Annotated in this window: 15 protein-coding genes and 2 riboswitches; of the genes, 11 read left to right on the forward strand and 4 right to left on the reverse strand. The window is 64.3% G+C overall.

The window, feature by feature from the left end:
• Positions 1–53 precede the first annotated feature (53 nt).
• From AC1M7R_RS21765 to AC1M7R_RS21775, 3 genes are read right to left on the reverse strand one after another with little or no spacing between them, the layout of a single operon-like run.
• Positions 54–458 carry a cobalamin biosynthesis protein gene (locus AC1M7R_RS21765; protein WP_490609908.1) on the reverse strand — a complete coding sequence of 135 codons (405 nt, stop codon included), beginning with the start codon at positions 456–458 and terminating at the stop codon, positions 54–56.
• Positions 455–1,150, reverse strand: coding sequence for a CbtA family protein (locus tag AC1M7R_RS21770; protein WP_072458484.1), 696 nt, complete (start codon positions 1,148–1,150; stop codon positions 455–457). The genes AC1M7R_RS21765 and AC1M7R_RS21770 overlap by 4 nt, the downstream gene beginning before the upstream one ends.
• Positions 1,151–1,161: 11 nt before the next feature.
• Positions 1,162–1,350: a CbtB domain-containing protein gene (locus AC1M7R_RS21775; RefSeq protein WP_014338677.1), complete on the reverse strand. Its 189-nt coding sequence runs from the start codon at positions 1,348–1,350 to the stop codon at positions 1,162–1,164.
• A gap of 101 nt (positions 1,351–1,451) precedes the next feature.
• A riboswitch (cobalamin riboswitch) is annotated at positions 1,452–1,674 on the reverse strand.
• A gap of 180 nt (positions 1,675–1,854) precedes the next feature.
• A riboswitch (cobalamin riboswitch) is annotated at positions 1,855–2,068 on the forward strand.
• A 98-nt stretch (positions 2,069–2,166) separates the two neighbouring features.
• Here AC1M7R_RS21775 and cobW point away from each other — a divergent pair.
• The 6 genes from cobW (at position 2,167) to AC1M7R_RS21805 (ending at position 10,977) form a co-directional block, all read left to right on the forward strand.
• The gene (gene cobW, locus AC1M7R_RS21780; RefSeq protein ID WP_490609909.1) at positions 2,167–3,231 is read left to right on the forward strand and encodes a cobalamin biosynthesis protein CobW; all 1,065 of its coding nucleotides are present in this window, start codon (positions 2,167–2,169) and stop codon (positions 3,229–3,231) included.
• 3 nt (positions 3,232–3,234) lie between these two features.
• The gene (gene cobN / locus AC1M7R_RS21785) at positions 3,235–7,008 is read left to right on the forward strand and encodes a cobaltochelatase subunit CobN (RefSeq protein ID WP_490609910.1); all 3,774 of its coding nucleotides are present in this window, start codon (positions 3,235–3,237) and stop codon (positions 7,006–7,008) included.
• A 66-nt stretch (positions 7,009–7,074) separates the two neighbouring features.
• Positions 7,075–8,076 (forward strand): magnesium chelatase ATPase subunit I, encoded by a 1,002-nt coding sequence (locus AC1M7R_RS21790; protein ID WP_072430448.1) that lies wholly within the window; start codon positions 7,075–7,077, stop codon positions 8,074–8,076.
• Between the two features lie 101 nt (positions 8,077–8,177).
• Positions 8,178–8,735 (forward strand): vWA domain-containing protein, encoded by a 558-nt coding sequence (locus tag AC1M7R_RS21795; RefSeq protein WP_072394394.1) that lies wholly within the window; start codon positions 8,178–8,180, stop codon positions 8,733–8,735.
• Positions 8,736–8,934: 199 nt separating this feature from the next.
• Positions 8,935–10,581 carry a phospholipase D-like domain-containing protein gene (locus tag AC1M7R_RS21800; RefSeq protein WP_072458481.1) on the forward strand — a complete coding sequence of 549 codons (1,647 nt, stop codon included), beginning with the start codon at positions 8,935–8,937 and terminating at the stop codon, positions 10,579–10,581.
• 54 nt (positions 10,582–10,635) lie between these two features.
• Positions 10,636–10,977, forward strand: a complete 342-nt coding sequence (locus tag AC1M7R_RS21805; RefSeq protein WP_123595824.1) for a YdcA family protein — start codon at positions 10,636–10,638, stop codon at positions 10,975–10,977.
• A gap of 109 nt (positions 10,978–11,086) precedes the next feature.
• On the opposite strand, the gene AC1M7R_RS21810 is transcribed toward AC1M7R_RS21805, so the two are convergent.
• On the reverse strand, positions 11,087–11,533 hold the full coding sequence (locus AC1M7R_RS21810) for a thioredoxin family protein (RefSeq protein ID WP_490609911.1): 447 nt from the start codon (positions 11,531–11,533) through the stop codon (positions 11,087–11,089).
• Between the two features lie 341 nt (positions 11,534–11,874).
• On the opposite strand from AC1M7R_RS21810, the gene AC1M7R_RS21815 reads away from it, so the two are divergent.
• The 5 genes from AC1M7R_RS21815 to AC1M7R_RS21835 are packed head-to-tail and all read left to right on the forward strand — an operon-like array spanning position 11,875 to position 15,328.
• Positions 11,875–12,723 (forward strand): transporter substrate-binding protein, encoded by an 849-nt coding sequence (locus AC1M7R_RS21815; RefSeq protein WP_072394406.1) that lies wholly within the window; start codon positions 11,875–11,877, stop codon positions 12,721–12,723.
• A gap of 54 nt (positions 12,724–12,777) precedes the next feature.
• Entirely contained in the window at positions 12,778–13,440 is a 663-nt protein-coding gene (locus AC1M7R_RS21820) for an amino acid ABC transporter permease (RefSeq protein ID WP_072394409.1), read from the forward strand.
• Between the two features lie 9 nt (positions 13,441–13,449).
• Positions 13,450–14,112 (forward strand): amino acid ABC transporter permease, encoded by a 663-nt coding sequence (locus AC1M7R_RS21825; protein ID WP_072394412.1) that lies wholly within the window; start codon positions 13,450–13,452, stop codon positions 14,110–14,112.
• Positions 14,109–14,900 carry an amino acid ABC transporter ATP-binding protein gene (locus tag AC1M7R_RS21830; RefSeq protein ID WP_490609912.1) on the forward strand — a complete coding sequence of 264 codons (792 nt, stop codon included), beginning with the start codon at positions 14,109–14,111 and terminating at the stop codon, positions 14,898–14,900. Before AC1M7R_RS21825 ends, AC1M7R_RS21830 begins: the two co-directional genes overlap by 4 nt.
• Before the next feature lie 41 nt (positions 14,901–14,941).
• Entirely contained in the window at positions 14,942–15,328 is a 387-nt protein-coding gene (locus AC1M7R_RS21835) for a RidA family protein (protein ID WP_072394418.1), read from the forward strand.
• Positions 15,329–15,357: the final 29 nt, after the last annotated feature.

A 15,357-nucleotide genomic window follows, 5' to 3' on the forward strand; every position in this document is an offset into this window, starting at 1 on the left:
GAGCGTCGCCCATATGAAGATCGCTCATGATCCTGGACGGCGATTATCGGGATTTACGCCACGACCGCCAATGCCAACGTGCTCATGGGGCTTGTTTGACGAGGGATCAGCAGGGTTGCGGGTTTCGTGCCCAATTGGTCGGCCAAGGCCAGGGCGGCGCTTTCGGCGATGCCGTAGCAACCGGTTCGCTCGAAGGCGATCTCGGAGCGATGACTGAGCCGCTGCTCGTAACCGGCCAACTGTTCGGCACTCAAGCACGTCAGCGGCAGTGCCAGTTGCCCGGCCAGTTCCAGCAGCCCGGGCTCGTCACGCTTGAGGTCGATGCTGGCCAGGGCCCGCACTTGGTGAAGTTCGATGCCGTGGGCCAACAACGTCTCTTCGAGCAAGGCCCGCAGCGTGCTGGCCGGGCAACCGCGCTGACAGCCCAGGCCGATCACCAGTATCGACCCGGTGCTCATGTGTCGTGGTGGGCTTGACCGTCACGGCGAAACAGCCAGGCGCTGATCAGGCCCAGGGCCAGCCAGAAGGCGATGTTGGTGACCTGGGAGGCGATCTTGAACTGGCTTTCCAGGGCTTCGGGCGCCAGCATCGAGTGGACTTCAGGTTGTGGCGCGCCGATGAGGTGAGGCACCAGCAAGGTCGCGACCCCCAACAGCTTGAGCAGCCAATGCCTGCCGAAGGCGATCAGGGCGATGCCCACCGCCGTGGACGCCGCAGTGCCGATCCACCACATCTGCCGCTGGGTCAGGTCGGCCGCCGCGGTGCCGGGCAACTCCGGGGGCAGGCCAAGGGTCGGTGCCAGGACGAAAGTGGCGTAACCGGCCAGGCCCCAGAGCAGGCCCTGGGAGGTGCGAGTCGGTGCGCGCAAGGTGTACAGGCCCGCGAGCATCAGGGCAAAACCCACGGCGACCACCAGGTTACCGCCAGTGGTGGACAGCACGCGCTGCCAGCCGTCTTCCGGCTCCCACGCCTCGGCATCGTGAGTGTGGGCAACGCCGTCGGTGTGCTCATGGACCTCGGACGCCGGAGCCTTCTCGAAGGTTTCCGCCTGGAGAATCAGTGGCGATACCCACAAGCTCTGCAACAGGGTCAGCAGCAGGGCGGCCAGCAAGCCGCTGAAACCGGCGGTCTGCGCGATACGCTTGATCATGTCGTCAGTTCTCAGTGGCAGGGGAAGGCGGCGCTGTGGCGGGTATCGTGGGCGGCGTTGTGCACCGCTTCGATGTGAGAGAAGCCGGCGAAATAGACCAGCCCCGCACCCAGGATCGAAGCCAGGATCGCGGCGCTCAGGCGTTGGCTCAGGGTGGTGGTGCTGCTGGCGGTGCGGGCGGTGCTGCTGATGGTCGACATGGCGCTTCCCTCTGTTTTTGTTCCGTGGGGGATGCGAGCGCAATGAGACCCCGGGCGAAAGACCGCCGAGGTTCGAACAGCGCCCGCCCACCGCGGGTTTGTTGATGCTTGAGTCATGGGCCGGTCTCCGGGCTCGCGAGGTGCCGGGCTCGTGCCTGGCCTGCAAGCGTCACCTTCCCATGTCCGGGGACACAGTGGTTCAGACGCTTCGCTCGCTTACCGTTGCGGGGGCAGCACCGGACTGACGTGGCTTTGGAGTAAAGCACACGATTCACCGGTTTCCCGTTTCACCCTGTGAAGGGCACCCGTAACTAGGCGCACAGGAGAGCATGGGTGGGGCGGGGCCGTCAATGCACAGGGGGCCGCTGCGCAGCCCGTCGCGAACAAGCTCGCCCCCACAGGGGGGGCTGCGGGATCCAATGTGGGAGCGAGCCTGCTCGCGATGGCGGCGGTAAGGACACCGCATAACTTACTTGCGGAGATTGACCCGTCCCCACACCCTGCGTAGCCTTGCGCCTTCGAGGTTCTTCGGCCTGCGCCGAAGCTAAGAAGGGAACGCGGTCCAAGCCGCGGCTGCCCCCGCAACTGTGAACGGTGATGTTTCTGCAAGGCCACTGTGCATGCCCTTTATCCGGGGTGCGCGGGAAGGCGCAGCAATTGCCAGTCGGATGACTGGCCCACCGTCAGCCAGGAGACCTGCCTCGACACAGATTCTCACTAAAACCGGGCGGGGTGATCCGGTGGCGAAATCTTCCGCGCACGCCTGTGCCAGCGGTTGTCGTCCCGTTTGCCCGCCACCTTGCCAAAGGGCATCCGATGAAAACACTGGCCAAGCTTCCCGTCACCATCGTCACCGGTTTCCTCGGCTCGGGGAAGACCACCCTGCTGCGGCACATGCTCGACAACGCCCAGGGGCGTCGTATCGCCGTGATCGTCAACGAGTTCGGCGAACTGGGCATCGACGGCGAGATCCTCAAGCAGTGCTCCATCGGTTGCACCGAGGAAGAGGCCAACGGCCGCGTCTACGAACTGGCCAACGGTTGCCTGTGCTGCACGGTCCAGGAAGAGTTCTTCCCGGTCATGCGCGAACTGGTGGCCCGGCGTGGCGATCTCGATCACATCCTGATCGAGACCTCCGGCCTGGCCCTGCCCAAGCCGTTGGTCCAGGCCTTCCAATGGCCGGAAATCCGCAGTGCCTGCACTGTCGATGCGGTGATCACCGTGGTCGACAGCCCGGCCGTGGCCGCCGGTACCTTCGCCGCCTTCCCCGACCAGGTGGACGCCCAGCGCAAACTCGATCCGAACCTGGACCACGAGTCACCGCTGCATGAGCTGTTCGCCGATCAACTGGCCAGCGCCGACCTGGTGATTCTCAACAAGGCCGACCTGATCAGCCCAGGCGACCTGGCGAAGGTCCGCCTGGAGGTGGCCGAAGAGCTGCCGCCGGCAGTCAAGGTCATCGAAGCCAGCAGCGGACGCCTGCCCCTGGATGTGCTGATCGGCCTCGGCGCAGGTTCCGAAGAGCACATCGACGGCCGCCATAGCCATCACGACCATCACCACGACGGCGACGATGACGACCACGATCATGACGCCTTCGACTCCATCTCCATCGAGCTGCCCCAGGCCGACGAAAGTCTGTTGCTCGATGCCCTGACCCAACTGGTGGTCCAGCACGGCGTGCTGCGGGTCAAAGGCTTCGCGGCGATTCCGAACAAGCCGATGCGGCTGTTGGTCCAGGGCGTCGGTACGCGCTTCGACAAGCATTTCGATCGCCAGTGGGGCGCGGATGAAGCGCGGGTCACTCGCCTGGTCCTGATTGGCCAGGCCCTGGATGCCGGGCTGCTCGAAGCGCAGTTGCGCGCCGCCCTCGGCGCCTGACCCATGCACCTGCTCAGGACCCAGCCCGGCGGTTTTGTGTCCGATGACAACATTGCCGACCTGGGGCAGACCCCCGCCGAGCTGGTGATCCTGTGCAGTGGCGACTCCAGCCTGGCGCTGCTGGCCGAAGCGGCGAAGCAGTTGCCAGGCGATTATCCCGAGTTTCGCCTCGCCAACCCGATGCAAGTGCAGAACCACGCCTCGGTGGACCTGTACTTCGAAGACGTGCTACGCCACGCCAAGGTCATCCTGCTGTCGCTGCACGGCGGTATCGGCTATTGGCGCTACGGCATCGAACGGCTGATGGCATTGGCCGGACGCGGGGTGAAGCTGATCCTGGTGCCGGGGGACGATCGTCCTGATCCGGAACTCAGCGACCTGAGCAACGTCCCCGTCGAGGACCGCGACCGTCTCTGGCAGTTCTTGCGCCAGGGCGGACTGGGCAATGCCCTGGACCTTTTCCATAACCTCGCCAGCCAATGGTTCGGTCGCGATTATCCATGGGGCGAACCGCAGGCCCTGCCACGCACGGCGATCTATCACCCCACGCACAACCAGGCCAGCCTCGCTGACTGGCGAGCCGACTGGCAGGCCGGACAACCGGTGGCGGCGGTGCTGTTCTATCGCTCCCACCTGCAAGCGGCGAATACCGCGTTCATCGATGTGTTCTGCCAGCGTTTGCAAGCGGCGGGGCTCAACCCGCTACCGATGGCCGTGGCGAGCCTCAAGGAGCCCGGTTGCCTGGCCATGGTGCAGGACTGGCTCGACGAGGCAGAGGCCGGGGTGATCCTCAACACCACGGGATTTGCCCAATCCAGTCCCGAAGCACCGCACCTGCGCCCGTTTCGTCGCAACGTTCCGGTGATCCAGGCGATCTGCGCCCAGGACAACGAGCCCGGCTGGCGTGCCAGCGAGCAGGGCCTGGGCCCGCGGGACCTGGCGATGCACATTGCCTTGCCGGAGCTGGACGGGCGGATCATCAGTCGCCCCATCAGTTTCAAGGACCTGGCCTGGCGCAGTGAGCTCAGCCAGAGCGACGTGGTCTGCTACCGGGCGGTGCCCGAGCGCATGGATTTCGTTGCCGAGCTGGCGCGGCGCTGGACCGACCTGGCGCGTCTGCCCAACGCGGAAAAACGTGTAGCCCTGATTCTCGCCAACTATCCGACCCGGGATGGACGCATCGGCAACGGCGTCGGCCTGGACACGCCAGCGGCGGCGCTGAACATCCTGCGCGCCTTGCATGCCGAGGGTTATCCGCTGCCAGCGCAATTGCCCGCCAGCGGCACGGCGCTGATCCAGCAATTGCTCGGCGGGGTCAGCAACGACCTGGACAGCCTCGATCTGCGTCCGTGTCACCAGAGCCTGTCCCTCGATGCCTATCGGGCGATGTTCGATGCGTTGCCCGAGTCCAACCGCCAGGCCGTGCTGGAGCGCTGGGGCACCCCCGACAAGGATCCGATGTTTCGCCAGGGGCGACTGATGATCGCCGGCCTGCGCCTGGGCCTGACGTTCGTCGGCATCCAGCCGGCCCGGGGGTATCAGGTCGATCCGAGCGCGGTGTACCACGACCCGGACCTGGTGCCGCCCCATGGTTACCTGGCGTTCTATTTCTGGCTGCGCCACGCCTATGGCGCCCATGCGGTCATTCATGTCGGCAAGCACGGCAACCTCGAGTGGCTGCCCGGCAAGGGCGTCGGGCTGTCGGCGAATTGCTGGCCGGACGCGCTGCTGGGACCGTTGCCGAACATCTATCCGTTCATCGTCAATGATCCGGGCGAGGGCGCCCAGGCCAAGCGCCGTACCCAGGCGGTGATCATCGATCATTTGATGCCGCCCCTGACCCGGGCCGAAACCTACGGGCCGTTGCGTAACCTGGAGTTGCTGGCCGACGAGTACTACGAGGCGCAACTGCTGGATCCGCGTCGGGCCCGGGAGCTGCAGCGGGACATTCTCGGCCTGGTGCGCGAGACCCACATCGATCGCGAGCTGCAACTTGACGCGGCCCTGGACAGCGACGCCGACGCCGCGATCTGGCTGCCGCGCCTGGACACCTACCTGTGCGACTTGAAGGAGTCGCAGATCCGCGACGGGCTGCATGTCTTCGGTCAATCCCCTGCCGGGCGGCTGCGCATCGACACGTTGCTGGCGTTGTTGCGCATTCCCCGTGGCGACGGCAAGGGTGCGCAGTCCAGTCTGCTGCGGGCCCTGGCCAGGGCGTTCGAGCTGGGCTTCGACCCCCTGGATTGCGCCTTGGCCGAGCCTTGGGGCGGCGGTCGTCCGCAGGCATTGTGTCAGGTCAGCGACCAGGCCTGGCGTACCGTCGGCGATACCCGCGAACGCCTGGAGCTGTTCGCAGCGCAGTTGATCGAACGGGCCCTGGACGGCGCGGTCGAGGGGTTGGACGTGCCAGGCTGGGAGACGGTGAGCAGCATTGTCGAGCACCTGCGCGAGGTCGTGGCGCCGCGCCTGGATGCCTGCGGTCCGGCGGAAATGCGCGGTCTGCTCGATGCCCTCGGCGGGCGCTTCGTGCCGGCCGGGCCAAGCGGTGCGCCGAGTCGCGGGCGCCTGGACGTGCTGCCCACCGGGCGCAATTTCTTCTCGGTGGACGTGCGTAACCTGCCCACCACCACGGCGTGGCGGATCGGCTTCCAATCGGCCAACCTGATTCTCGAGCGGCACCTGCAGGATCACGGTGATCACCTGCGCCAGCTCGGCCTGTCGGTGTGGGGCACCGCCACTATGCGCACCGGCGGCGACGACATTGCCCAGGCCATGGCCCTGATGGGCGTGCGGCCGGTGTGGGCCACAGGCAGCCAGCGGGTCGATGATTTCGAGATCCTGCCGTTGAGCCTGCTGGACCGGCCGCGTGTCGATGTGACGTTGCGGGTGTCTGGCTTCTTCCGCGACGCGTTCGCCAACCTGATCCGCCTGTTCGATGCCGCGGTCCAGGCTGTCGCCGCCCTCGACGAGCCGGATGACATGAACCCCCTGGCGGCCAAGGTCCGTGGAGAACGCGAAGCCCTGTCAGCGTCGGGCCTGGATCCGGAAGTGGCAGCGCGCCAGGCCGGCTGGCGGATCTTCGGGGCCAAGCCCGGGGCCTATGGCGCCGGCGTGCAGGGCGCCGTGGACGGTCGCCTGTGGCAGAGTCGCGAAGACCTGGCCGAGGTTTACCTGAACTGGGGCGGCTACGCTTATGGCGGCAGCGATGAAGGCACCGCCGCCCGGGAGCAGTTCTCCCGACGCCTGAGCCAGGTGCAAGCGGTGCTGCAGAACCAGGACAACCGCGAGCACGACCTGCTCGATTCCAACGATTACTACCAGTTCCAGGGCGGCATGTTGGCGGCGGTGGAGACCCTCAGCGGCGAAACCGCAGCCAGCTATCATGGCGATCACAGCCAGCCGGACCTGCCAAGGATCCGCACCCTGAAAGAAGAGCTCAACCGCGTCATCCGTTCCCGGGCCGTCAACCCGAAGTGGATCGACGGAGTCAAGCGCCACGGCTACAAAGGTGCGTTCGAACTGGCGGCGACGGTGGACAACCTGTTCGCCTTCGACGCCACTACGCAGTTGATCGATGATCACCAGTACGCATTGCTGGCCGATGCCTACCTGCTCGATCCGCACACCCAGGCATTCATTCGCCAGCACAACCCCGATGCCCTGCGGGACATGACCGAGCGCATGCTCGAAGCCCAGCAGCGAGGGATGTGGCAGGACCCGGGGGAGTATCGCGAAGCGTTGGAGAATTTGCTGTTGGACATCGAGGAGGATGGCTGATTGTCCAGCCAGCCGGCCAGGTACTCTGTTCGTATTGACGTTATCGACCACCCTTGAGAATCAGATATGACCCAACCCCATTTCCCCCTCTGCGCCGTGGTCGGCGCCGATGACCTGAAGCTGGCGCTGTGCCTGGCCGCCATCGATCCCAGGATTGGCGGCGTGCTGATCGAAGGGCCGCGGGGCATGGCCAAGTCCACCCTGGCCCGGGGCCTGGCGGACCTGTTGGCCAGCGGTCAGTTCGTCACCTTGCCCCTGGGCGCCACGGAAGAGCGACTGGTGGGCACCCTCGATCTGGACGCGGCCCTGGGCGAGGGTCGGGCGCAGTTTTCCCCCGGCGTGCTGGCCAAGGCCGACGGTGGTGTGTTGTACGTCGATGAGGTGAACCTGCTGCCCGACCATCTGGTGGACCTGCTGCTGGATGTGGCCGCCAGCGGTACCAACGTGATCGAGCGCGACGGCATTTCCCATCGGCATCCGGCGCGTTTCGTGCTGATCGGCACCATGAACCCGGAAGAGGGCGAACTGCGCCCGCAACTGCTCGATCGCTTCGGCCTGAACGTGGCGCTCCACGGGCATACCGCACCGGCGGAGCGTGGGCAGATCATTCGACGGCGGCTGGATTTCGACAGCGATCCGGTGGCGTTCTGCGCCGAGTGGTCGCAGGCCCAGCAGCACCTGCGCGATCGTTGCCAGCAGGCCCGCGACCTGTTGCCGGCCATTGCCCTGGACGATGCGTCCCTGGCGCTGATTACCGAGCGCTGTTTTGCCGCTGGGGTCGATGGCCTGCGCGCCGACCTGGTCTGGCTGCGTGCCGCCCGTGCCCATGCCGCTTGGCGCGGCGCGCAGGCCATCGCCGTCGACGACATCGACGCGGTCGCTGAATTTGCCTTGCGTCATCGTCGGCGCGAACGGACGGATCCGGCCGCTGCGCCTTCCCCGCCGCCTGCGCCTGGCGAGCGCGCAACCGAACCCCGGGGAGGCCAAGGCCAGTGGGGGGATCTGCCGCCCCGGGCACTGCCGACCGGTACCCGACGCGACGTGCCGGGGTGGCCAAAAAAGCCCTAGGCATCCGCCCTCGTGCCAGCGCGGGGGCGGATGCCGGACCCCGGGCAGGGCACCTGGAGCAGGGGCGCCAGGGCCGCAGCAAAACGGCGTCTGGCGGCGCGGTGAATTGGCCAAGGACCCTGCTCGAGGGGCGTCCACGCTTGCGCCAGGACCTGCGTTGGCACGAGCGTCACCGTGCGCCTCACGAACTCTGGCTGGTGATCGTGGATGCCTCGGCCTCGACCCGTCGTCATCGGGCCTTGAGCGACGGCAAAGGCTTGTTGGCGCAATTGTTCGACGACGCCTACCGGCAGCGGGCCCGCCTGGCGCTGTTGACGGCCAGTGGCACGCAGCCGAACTGGCAGGTGCAAGGGCTCAAGGCCTCGGCGGGTCTGCGCCACTGGCTCGATGGCCTGGGCGCCGGTGGCGGTACGCCGTTGCTGGCTGCGTTGAGCGAGGCCGGACGCTGGTTGACGGCCCGGCGCAAGCGCTTCCCTGCGGAGCGACAGCGGGTGCTGGTGATGACCGATGGGCGCGTGAAGGAGGGGCTGTCGCTGTCGCCCCTGGATTGTCCGTGCCTGTTGATCGACATCGAGCGCGGCCCGATCCGCCTGGGCCGGGCCCGGCAGTTGGCGGGGCAGTTGCAGGCTGAGTATCGGCATATCGATGAGGCTGATTGAAAGGTTCTGTGACTGTCAGGGCCCCATCGCGAGCAAGCTCGCTCCTACACGGGTTTTGTTGTGAACACATGAATGATGAACACCCCGGGCCCTTGTGGGAGCGAGCTTGCTCGCGATGGCATCCCCTCGGTTCCCATGACCTGCCCACCTGACCCGTTTCACTGCACTATGCTCAAGCAGCCCCCCACAGGAGTGAACCATGCGCGTACTCGTCACCAATGCCCAGGACGATTTCCGGGTCAAGGCCTATGCCGGGACCAACGGTGTGCTACTGGCCATGGACCTGGCCGAATCACGGCGCAAGGGTTTGCTGGGTTTCGCCATCGAGAAGCAGCAGGGTGACAAACCCTGGCTGTTCCTGTTCAACAGCCTGACCTTTCCCGACACGGCCCATACCTTTCCCCAGTTCCACGCCACGCCCAGCGACAAGGCCCCGTTGCAGAAATTTCGCTGGGCCGACTACGCCGTCAACCCTGGGGTGACGCTTCATTATCGGGTGCACCTGGCCTATGGCAGTTACAAGGCACCGCAACTGGGGGAGTCGCTGGAAGTCACCATCACCAGCGACGACGCAATGCCCGCCAACCAGCGGGTCATCTTCAATCGTGCGGTGGCCGCCAGCCAGGCTTTCCAGCGCAAGTTCCCCGAGCTGGACGCCTTGATCGATGCCAACAAGCACCTGTCCATCGACGATTGGCCCGACGCGCCGCGTCGCTGGCTGGAGAACGGCCTGCTGGGACGCTTGACCGGCTTCATCGACCGGGCGCTGGACGCCACCTGGGCGCTGGATGTGGCCATCTACGAATACGAGTTGCCCGTGATCGTCGATGCGGTCAATGCCGCGTTTGCCCGTGGCGCGCGGGTGCGGGTGCTGTACCACGCCGAACCGGGCGACGACACCACACTGCGTAACGAAGCCAACCTGGAACGATTGCCGCCGGCCAACAAGCGCGGGCGAGTCACCCACAACATCTTCCATGACAAGTTCATCGTGCTGAGCAAGATCGATGACCGCGGGGCGTTGCAGCCGGAGGCCGTGTTGTGCGGCAGCACCAACTTCACCGCCAACGGCGTTTATCGCCAGGCGAATGTCGTGCATGTGCTGGACGACCCACGGGTCAGCGACAGCTACCGCCAGGTGTTCGAACAGATCTGGGAGGCCCCCGATGATGTCGATGCCACGCGTGAGTGGCTGAACCGCAACAACCCCATGAAGCCCGGGGAGCCGCTGTTCGTCGGCTTCTCTCCACGGACGGGAGGGGGCGACCTTGATCGTTTCGTCGACATCATCGAGGCGGCGCGCAAGGACCTGCTGTTCGTCACCGCCTTTGTCCTGCCCGATCGGATCCTCGATGCCTTGCTCGGCCAGCCCAACGACGACATCTTGCGTTATGGCCTGCAGAACACCACCAGCCGTATCACCGGTTTCCATGCCGACCGCACCGCTGAGTTCGCTGCCACGGCACTGCTCAATACCGGCCTGGAGGGCTGGCTCAAGGAAAACAAGAAAGGTCAGAAAGGCAACCTGCTGGTGCACACCAAGGCCGTCGTCACCGACTTCACCAGCGACACGCCCACCATCATCAGCGGCAGTCACAACCTGAGCGCCGCGGCCAGCAGTGGCAACGATGAGAACTACCTCATCATCCAGGGCGATACCGACCTGGCCGACCGCTACGGACTGGAGCTGCTGCGTTTCTACGAGCATTACCGCTTCCGTTATTTCGCCAAGAAACTTGCGCTCAAGCAGGTCAAGCCGTTGGCGGTAGATGACAGTTGGAGTGATGACTATTACCGCGAGGGTGACCTGCGGATGTTGTCCAGGGTGAGATTCGGCGGGCGGTAGCGCAGTATTGATGGCGTGATATCATCGGGCCATCGATCAGCCAGGAATGCTGTCATGAACCTTTGTCACGGAACGTCCGGCCCGCTTCGCATCGCTATCGCGATTCTCCTGGTGTCCCTGTCTGCATCAGCCTTCGCCGCCAATACGCCGTGTTCCGGACGCAAGGGTGGTATCGCCGGGTGTGATGGCGATACCTTCCTGTGCAACGACGGCTCCATCAGCGCCTCGAAAAAGTCTTGCTCTGCCATGCTGGGAATCCGTAACGAAGCTCGCCCGCAATCGCTGCTCAAGTCCTCCGACGGGTGCCCGTGCGGCAGTGGTCACTACTGCGTCGGGCCTCGGGGTGGGGTTTATTGCCTTACGCCGGGCGGCAGCAAGAGCTACAAGCGCAAATAGACCAGGCGCACCGCCGAACCATTGTGTGAGCGAGCTTGTTCGCGATAGCGTCAGGCCGGTGGGCATCACCATTGGCTGACCCGCCGCCGTCGCGGGCTCGCTCCTATCGTTATCGAAACGTCACCCGCATCTTCATCAGCGCTCGCCCTCGACCTGCAGTGCACAAATTCTGAAACCGCTGCCGCAGCCAATTCACGTCATGGCGCGTCGGGGGAAACGAGCGCCGCGGTTTTGTCCGGCCGACGTGTTCGGCAAAGTGGCGCATCAGCGAAGGCTGGTCACCGATGCCCTTGAGTTTGAGGCACAACTTCCCATCCTTATAGAAAAGCACGGTCGGTGTTCCGCTGACTTCCGGATGCCGGGGCGACTCGTGGGTGCTCAATTTGTAGATGATGGCTCGATCCTGGAACGCCTCGGCCACCTTGCAGAACACCGGTTCGGCCCAGCCGCAGGCGTAGCAGTGTGGATGGCCAAAATAGAAGATCACCGGGCGCCAGGTCCTGAGGGCCTTGCGGTAGTCCTGTTGTGACGCTACGTGAGTAATGAGCGAACTCATGGCCGCCTCCTTTCTACTCCGAGGTGACAGGAACGATAAGGAACCCGGCGGGGTATCGCTACTGTCAGAGTCGACAGGTGGCCTGCTCTGTTTCAGTGCGAAACGGATCGCAAATACTCTGTTTGGGGCCTTGGTACCCGGACGCCGTAGCCAACGGTAGCAAGCGTGTCAGCGGTCCGCGAGCGTTCCCGGGCACTCGGTTCTTCCAACCTCCTGATTTCAATCGCTTTCCATTTTTTATCAAGCGTGGCTGCAAGCCTGTGGCACACTTTCTGCTGTCTATTCCGTTGTTACATACCTGGTTCCGCTATAACGGAATAAACTCACCTGGAGTGCTTGCCATGCAATGCCGACCTTCCTTGTTCAAAGCGTGTGTTTTTCTCTTCGCGGCCACGACGGCCGCCATGGGTGTCGCCCAGGCGGCTGACAGCAAGCTGGACAGCGTGCTGCAACGCGGGAAATTGATCGTAGGCACGGGCAGTACCAATGCGCCGTGGCACTTCCAGGGAGCGGATGGCAAGTTGCAGGGTTTCGATATCGATATCGCACGAATGGTCGCCAAGGGCCTGTTCAATGACCCGGAGAAAGTCGAGTTCGTGGTGCAGTCGTCCGATGCGCGGATTCCCAACCTGCTGACCGACAAGGTCGACATGAGCTGCCAGTTCATCACCGTCACCGCCAGCCGCGCCCAGCAGGTGGCCTTCACCTTGCCGTACTATCGCGAAGGCGTCGGCCTGCTGCTGCCGGCCAACAGCAAGTACAAGGAAATCGAGGACCTGAAGGCGGCCGGCGACGACGTCACCGTGGCCGTGCTGCAGAACGTGTATGCCGAGGAACTGGTGCACCAGGCGCTGCCCAAGGCCAGGGTCGATCAGTACGACAGTGTCGACCTGATGTACCAGGCGGTGAACTCCGGCCGCGCCGATGCCGCCGCCACCGACCAGTCTTCGGTCAAGTACCTGATGGTGCAGAACCCCGGCCGTTATCGCAGCCCGGCCTACGCCTGGAGCCCGCAGACCTATGCCTGCGCGGTCAAGCGTGGCGACCAGGACTGGCTGAACTTCGTCAACACCACCTTGCATGAAGCCATGACCGGTGTGGAGTTCCCCACCTATGCCGCGTCGTTCAAGCAGTGGTTCGGCGTGGAACTGCCGTCGCCGGCCATCGGCTTCCCTGTTGAATACAAATGACCCTGTGAGCCCGGGGCGCCACTTCCAGGCGCCCCGTCGAAGGTACTGCCGACCATGAATTATCAGTTGAACTTTGCCGCCGTCTGGCGCGATTTCGACACCTTGCTGGCGGGGCTCGGGCTGGGGCTTTCCCTGGCGCTGGTGTCGATCGCCATCGGTTGCGTGATCGGCCTGGCCATGGCGTTCGCGCTGCTGAGCAAACATCGTGTCCTGCGGGTGCTGGCATCGGTGTATGTCACGGTGATCCGCAACACGCCCATCCTGGTGCTGATCCTGTTGATCTACTTCGCCTTGCCGAGCCTGGGGGTGCGCCTGGACAAGCTGCCGTCGTTCGTCATCACCCTGTCGCTGTATGCCGGGGCCTACCTGACGGAGGTGTTTCGCGGCGGGCTGCTGAGCATTCACAAGGGCCAGCGCGAAGCGGGACTGGCCATCGGCCTGGGCGAATGGCAGGTGAAGGCCTATGTCACGGTGCCGGTGATGCTGCGCAACGTGTTGCCGGCCTTGTCGAACAACTTCATCTCGCTGTTCAAGGACACCTCCCTGGCGGCGGCGATCGCCGTGCCGGAGCTGACCTATTACGCGCGCAAGATCAACGTGGAGAGCTACCGGGTGATCGAAACCTGGCTGGTGACCACGGCCCTGTATGTCGCGGCCTGTTACCTCATTGCCATGGTGCTGCGCTATTTCGAGCAGCGCCTGGCGATCCGCCGTTAGGAGTGTTCCATGTACGAATCCCCCAGTTGGTTGCATGAGTTGTGGGTCGCCCGGGACACCCTGTGGAGCGGTTTCCTGACCAGCGTACAGTGTTCGGTGCTGGCGATTTTGCTGGGCACCTTGATCGGCCTGGTTGCCGGCCTGGTGCTGACCTATGGCCGGGCCTGGATGCGCGCGCCGTTTCGTTTCTACGTCGACCTGATCCGTGGCACGCCGGTATTCGTGCTGGTGCTGGCCTGCTTCTACATGGCCCCGGCCCTGGGCTGGCAGATCGGTGCGTTCCAGGCGGGAGTCCTGGGCCTGACGCTGTTTTGCGGCTCCCACGTGGCCGAGATCGTGCGCGGTGCCTTGCAGGCCTTGCCCCGTGGGCAGATGGAGGCGAGCCAGGCCGTTGGCCTGACGTTCTACCAGGCCCTGGCTTATGTGCTGTTGCCCCAGGCGCTGCGGCAGATATTGCCGACCTGGGTCAATTCTTCCACCGAGATCGTCAAGGCTTCGACCCTGTTGTCGGTGATCGGTGTGGCCGAGCTGCTGCTCAGCACCCAGCAGATCATCGCTCGGACTTTCATGACCCTGGAGTTTTACCTGTTCGCCGGTTTTCTCTTTTTCATCATCAATTACGCCATCGAGCTGCTCGGTCGGCATATTGAAAAGCGGGTGGCCTTGCCATGACTGACGTTTCGACCTCATCCCATTCCCAGCCATTGCTGGATATTCGCGGCCTGCGCAAGCAATACGGCCCGCTGGAAGTGCTCAAGGGCGTGGACCTGAGTATGCAGCGCGGCAACGTGGTCACGCTGATCGGCTCCAGCGGTTCGGGCAAGACCACGCTGCTGCGCTGCGTGAACATGCTGGAAGAATTCCAGGGCGGGCAGATTGTGCTCGACGGCGAATCCATCGGCTATGACGAAGTCGACGGCAAGCGGGTGCGCCACCCCGAGAAAGTCATTGCCCGGCATCGCGCGATGACCGGCATGGCGTTCCAGCAGTTCAATCTGTTCCCTCACCTGAGCGCATTGCAGAACGTCACCCTGGGTCTGCTCAAGGTGAAAAAACTGCCCAGGGACGAAGCCGTCGCCCTGGCCGAAAAGTGGCTGGACCGAGTGGGCCTGCTGGAACGGCGCAATCATTTTCCCGGTCAGTTGTCCGGCGGTCAGCAGCAGCGTGTGGCGATTGCTCGGGCGATCGCCATGAACCCCAGCCTGATGTTGTTCGACGAAGTCACCTCGGCACTGGATCCGGAGCTGGTGGGCGAAGTGCTGACCGTGATCAAGGGCCTGGCCGAGGACGGCATGACCATGCTGCTGGTGACCCACGAAATGCGTTTCGCCTTCGAGGTTTCCGACAAGATCGTATTCATGAACCAGGGACGCATCGAAGAACAGGGCCCACCGAAAGAGCTGTTCGAGCGTCCGCGATCACCGCGCCTGGCGGAATTTCTGAAGAACACCCGTTTTTAATCCATTGATCTTTTGATTCAGACAAGCAAGGAGAACCACTGATGAGCATCAAGCGCTACGGGACCGGCAGCACCGCGGGTGGCGGGCAGCCACGGCCATTCGCCCGCGCCGTCGAGGCCGACGGCTGGCTGCATGTGTCCGGACAGGTGCCAGCGGTGAACGGCGAGATCGTCGCCGGCGGGATCGTCGAGCAGACGCACCAGACCATGAAGAACCTGATCGCGATCCTCGAAGAGGCCGGTTACGAGCTCAAGGATGTGGTGCGCTGCGGTGTGTGGCTGGATGACCCGCGTGACTTCTGGAGTTTCAACAAGGTGTTCGGCGAATACTTCAGCCCCGAGCACGCCCCGGCCCGGGCGTGCGTGCAGGCGAGCATGATGGTCGACTGCAAGGTCGAGATCGATTGCATCGCCTACAGGAAAAAATGAGGTCCTTGTGGCGAGGGGATAAATCCCCT

The sequence above is a fragment of the Pseudomonas sp. MS01C9 genome (assembly GCF_058202755.1).

Bases quoted from the DNA above. Each gene is read 5' to 3' on its own strand.
- AC1M7R_RS21765 (WP_490609908.1), bottom strand. From the start codon at position 458: ATGAGCACCGGGTCGATACTGGTGATCGGCCTGGGCTGTCAGCGCGGT.
- AC1M7R_RS21770 (WP_072458484.1), bottom strand. From the start codon at position 1,150: ATGATCAAGCGTATCGCGCAGACCGCCGGTTTCAGCGGCTTGCTGGCC.
- AC1M7R_RS21775 (WP_014338677.1), bottom strand. From the start codon at position 1,350: ATGTCGACCATCAGCAGCACCGCCCGCACCGCCAGCAGCACCACCACC.
- cobW (WP_490609909.1), top strand. From the start codon at position 2,167: ATGAAAACACTGGCCAAGCTTCCCGTCACCATCGTCACCGGTTTCCTC.
- cobN (WP_490609910.1), top strand. From the start codon at position 3,235: ATGCACCTGCTCAGGACCCAGCCCGGCGGTTTTGTGTCCGATGACAAC.
- AC1M7R_RS21790 (WP_072430448.1), top strand. From the start codon at position 7,075: ATGACCCAACCCCATTTCCCCCTCTGCGCCGTGGTCGGCGCCGATGAC.
- AC1M7R_RS21800 (WP_072458481.1), top strand. From the start codon at position 8,935: ATGCGCGTACTCGTCACCAATGCCCAGGACGATTTCCGGGTCAAGGCC.
- AC1M7R_RS21805 (WP_123595824.1), top strand. From the start codon at position 10,636: ATGAACCTTTGTCACGGAACGTCCGGCCCGCTTCGCATCGCTATCGCG.
- AC1M7R_RS21810 (WP_490609911.1), bottom strand. From the start codon at position 11,533: ATGAGTTCGCTCATTACTCACGTAGCGTCACAACAGGACTACCGCAAG.
- AC1M7R_RS21815 (WP_072394406.1), top strand. From the start codon at position 11,875: ATGCAATGCCGACCTTCCTTGTTCAAAGCGTGTGTTTTTCTCTTCGCG.
- AC1M7R_RS21820 (WP_072394409.1), top strand. From the start codon at position 12,778: ATGAATTATCAGTTGAACTTTGCCGCCGTCTGGCGCGATTTCGACACC.
- AC1M7R_RS21825 (WP_072394412.1), top strand. From the start codon at position 13,450: ATGTACGAATCCCCCAGTTGGTTGCATGAGTTGTGGGTCGCCCGGGAC.
- AC1M7R_RS21830 (WP_490609912.1), top strand. From the start codon at position 14,109: ATGACTGACGTTTCGACCTCATCCCATTCCCAGCCATTGCTGGATATT.
- AC1M7R_RS21835 (WP_072394418.1), top strand. From the start codon at position 14,942: ATGAGCATCAAGCGCTACGGGACCGGCAGCACCGCGGGTGGCGGGCAG.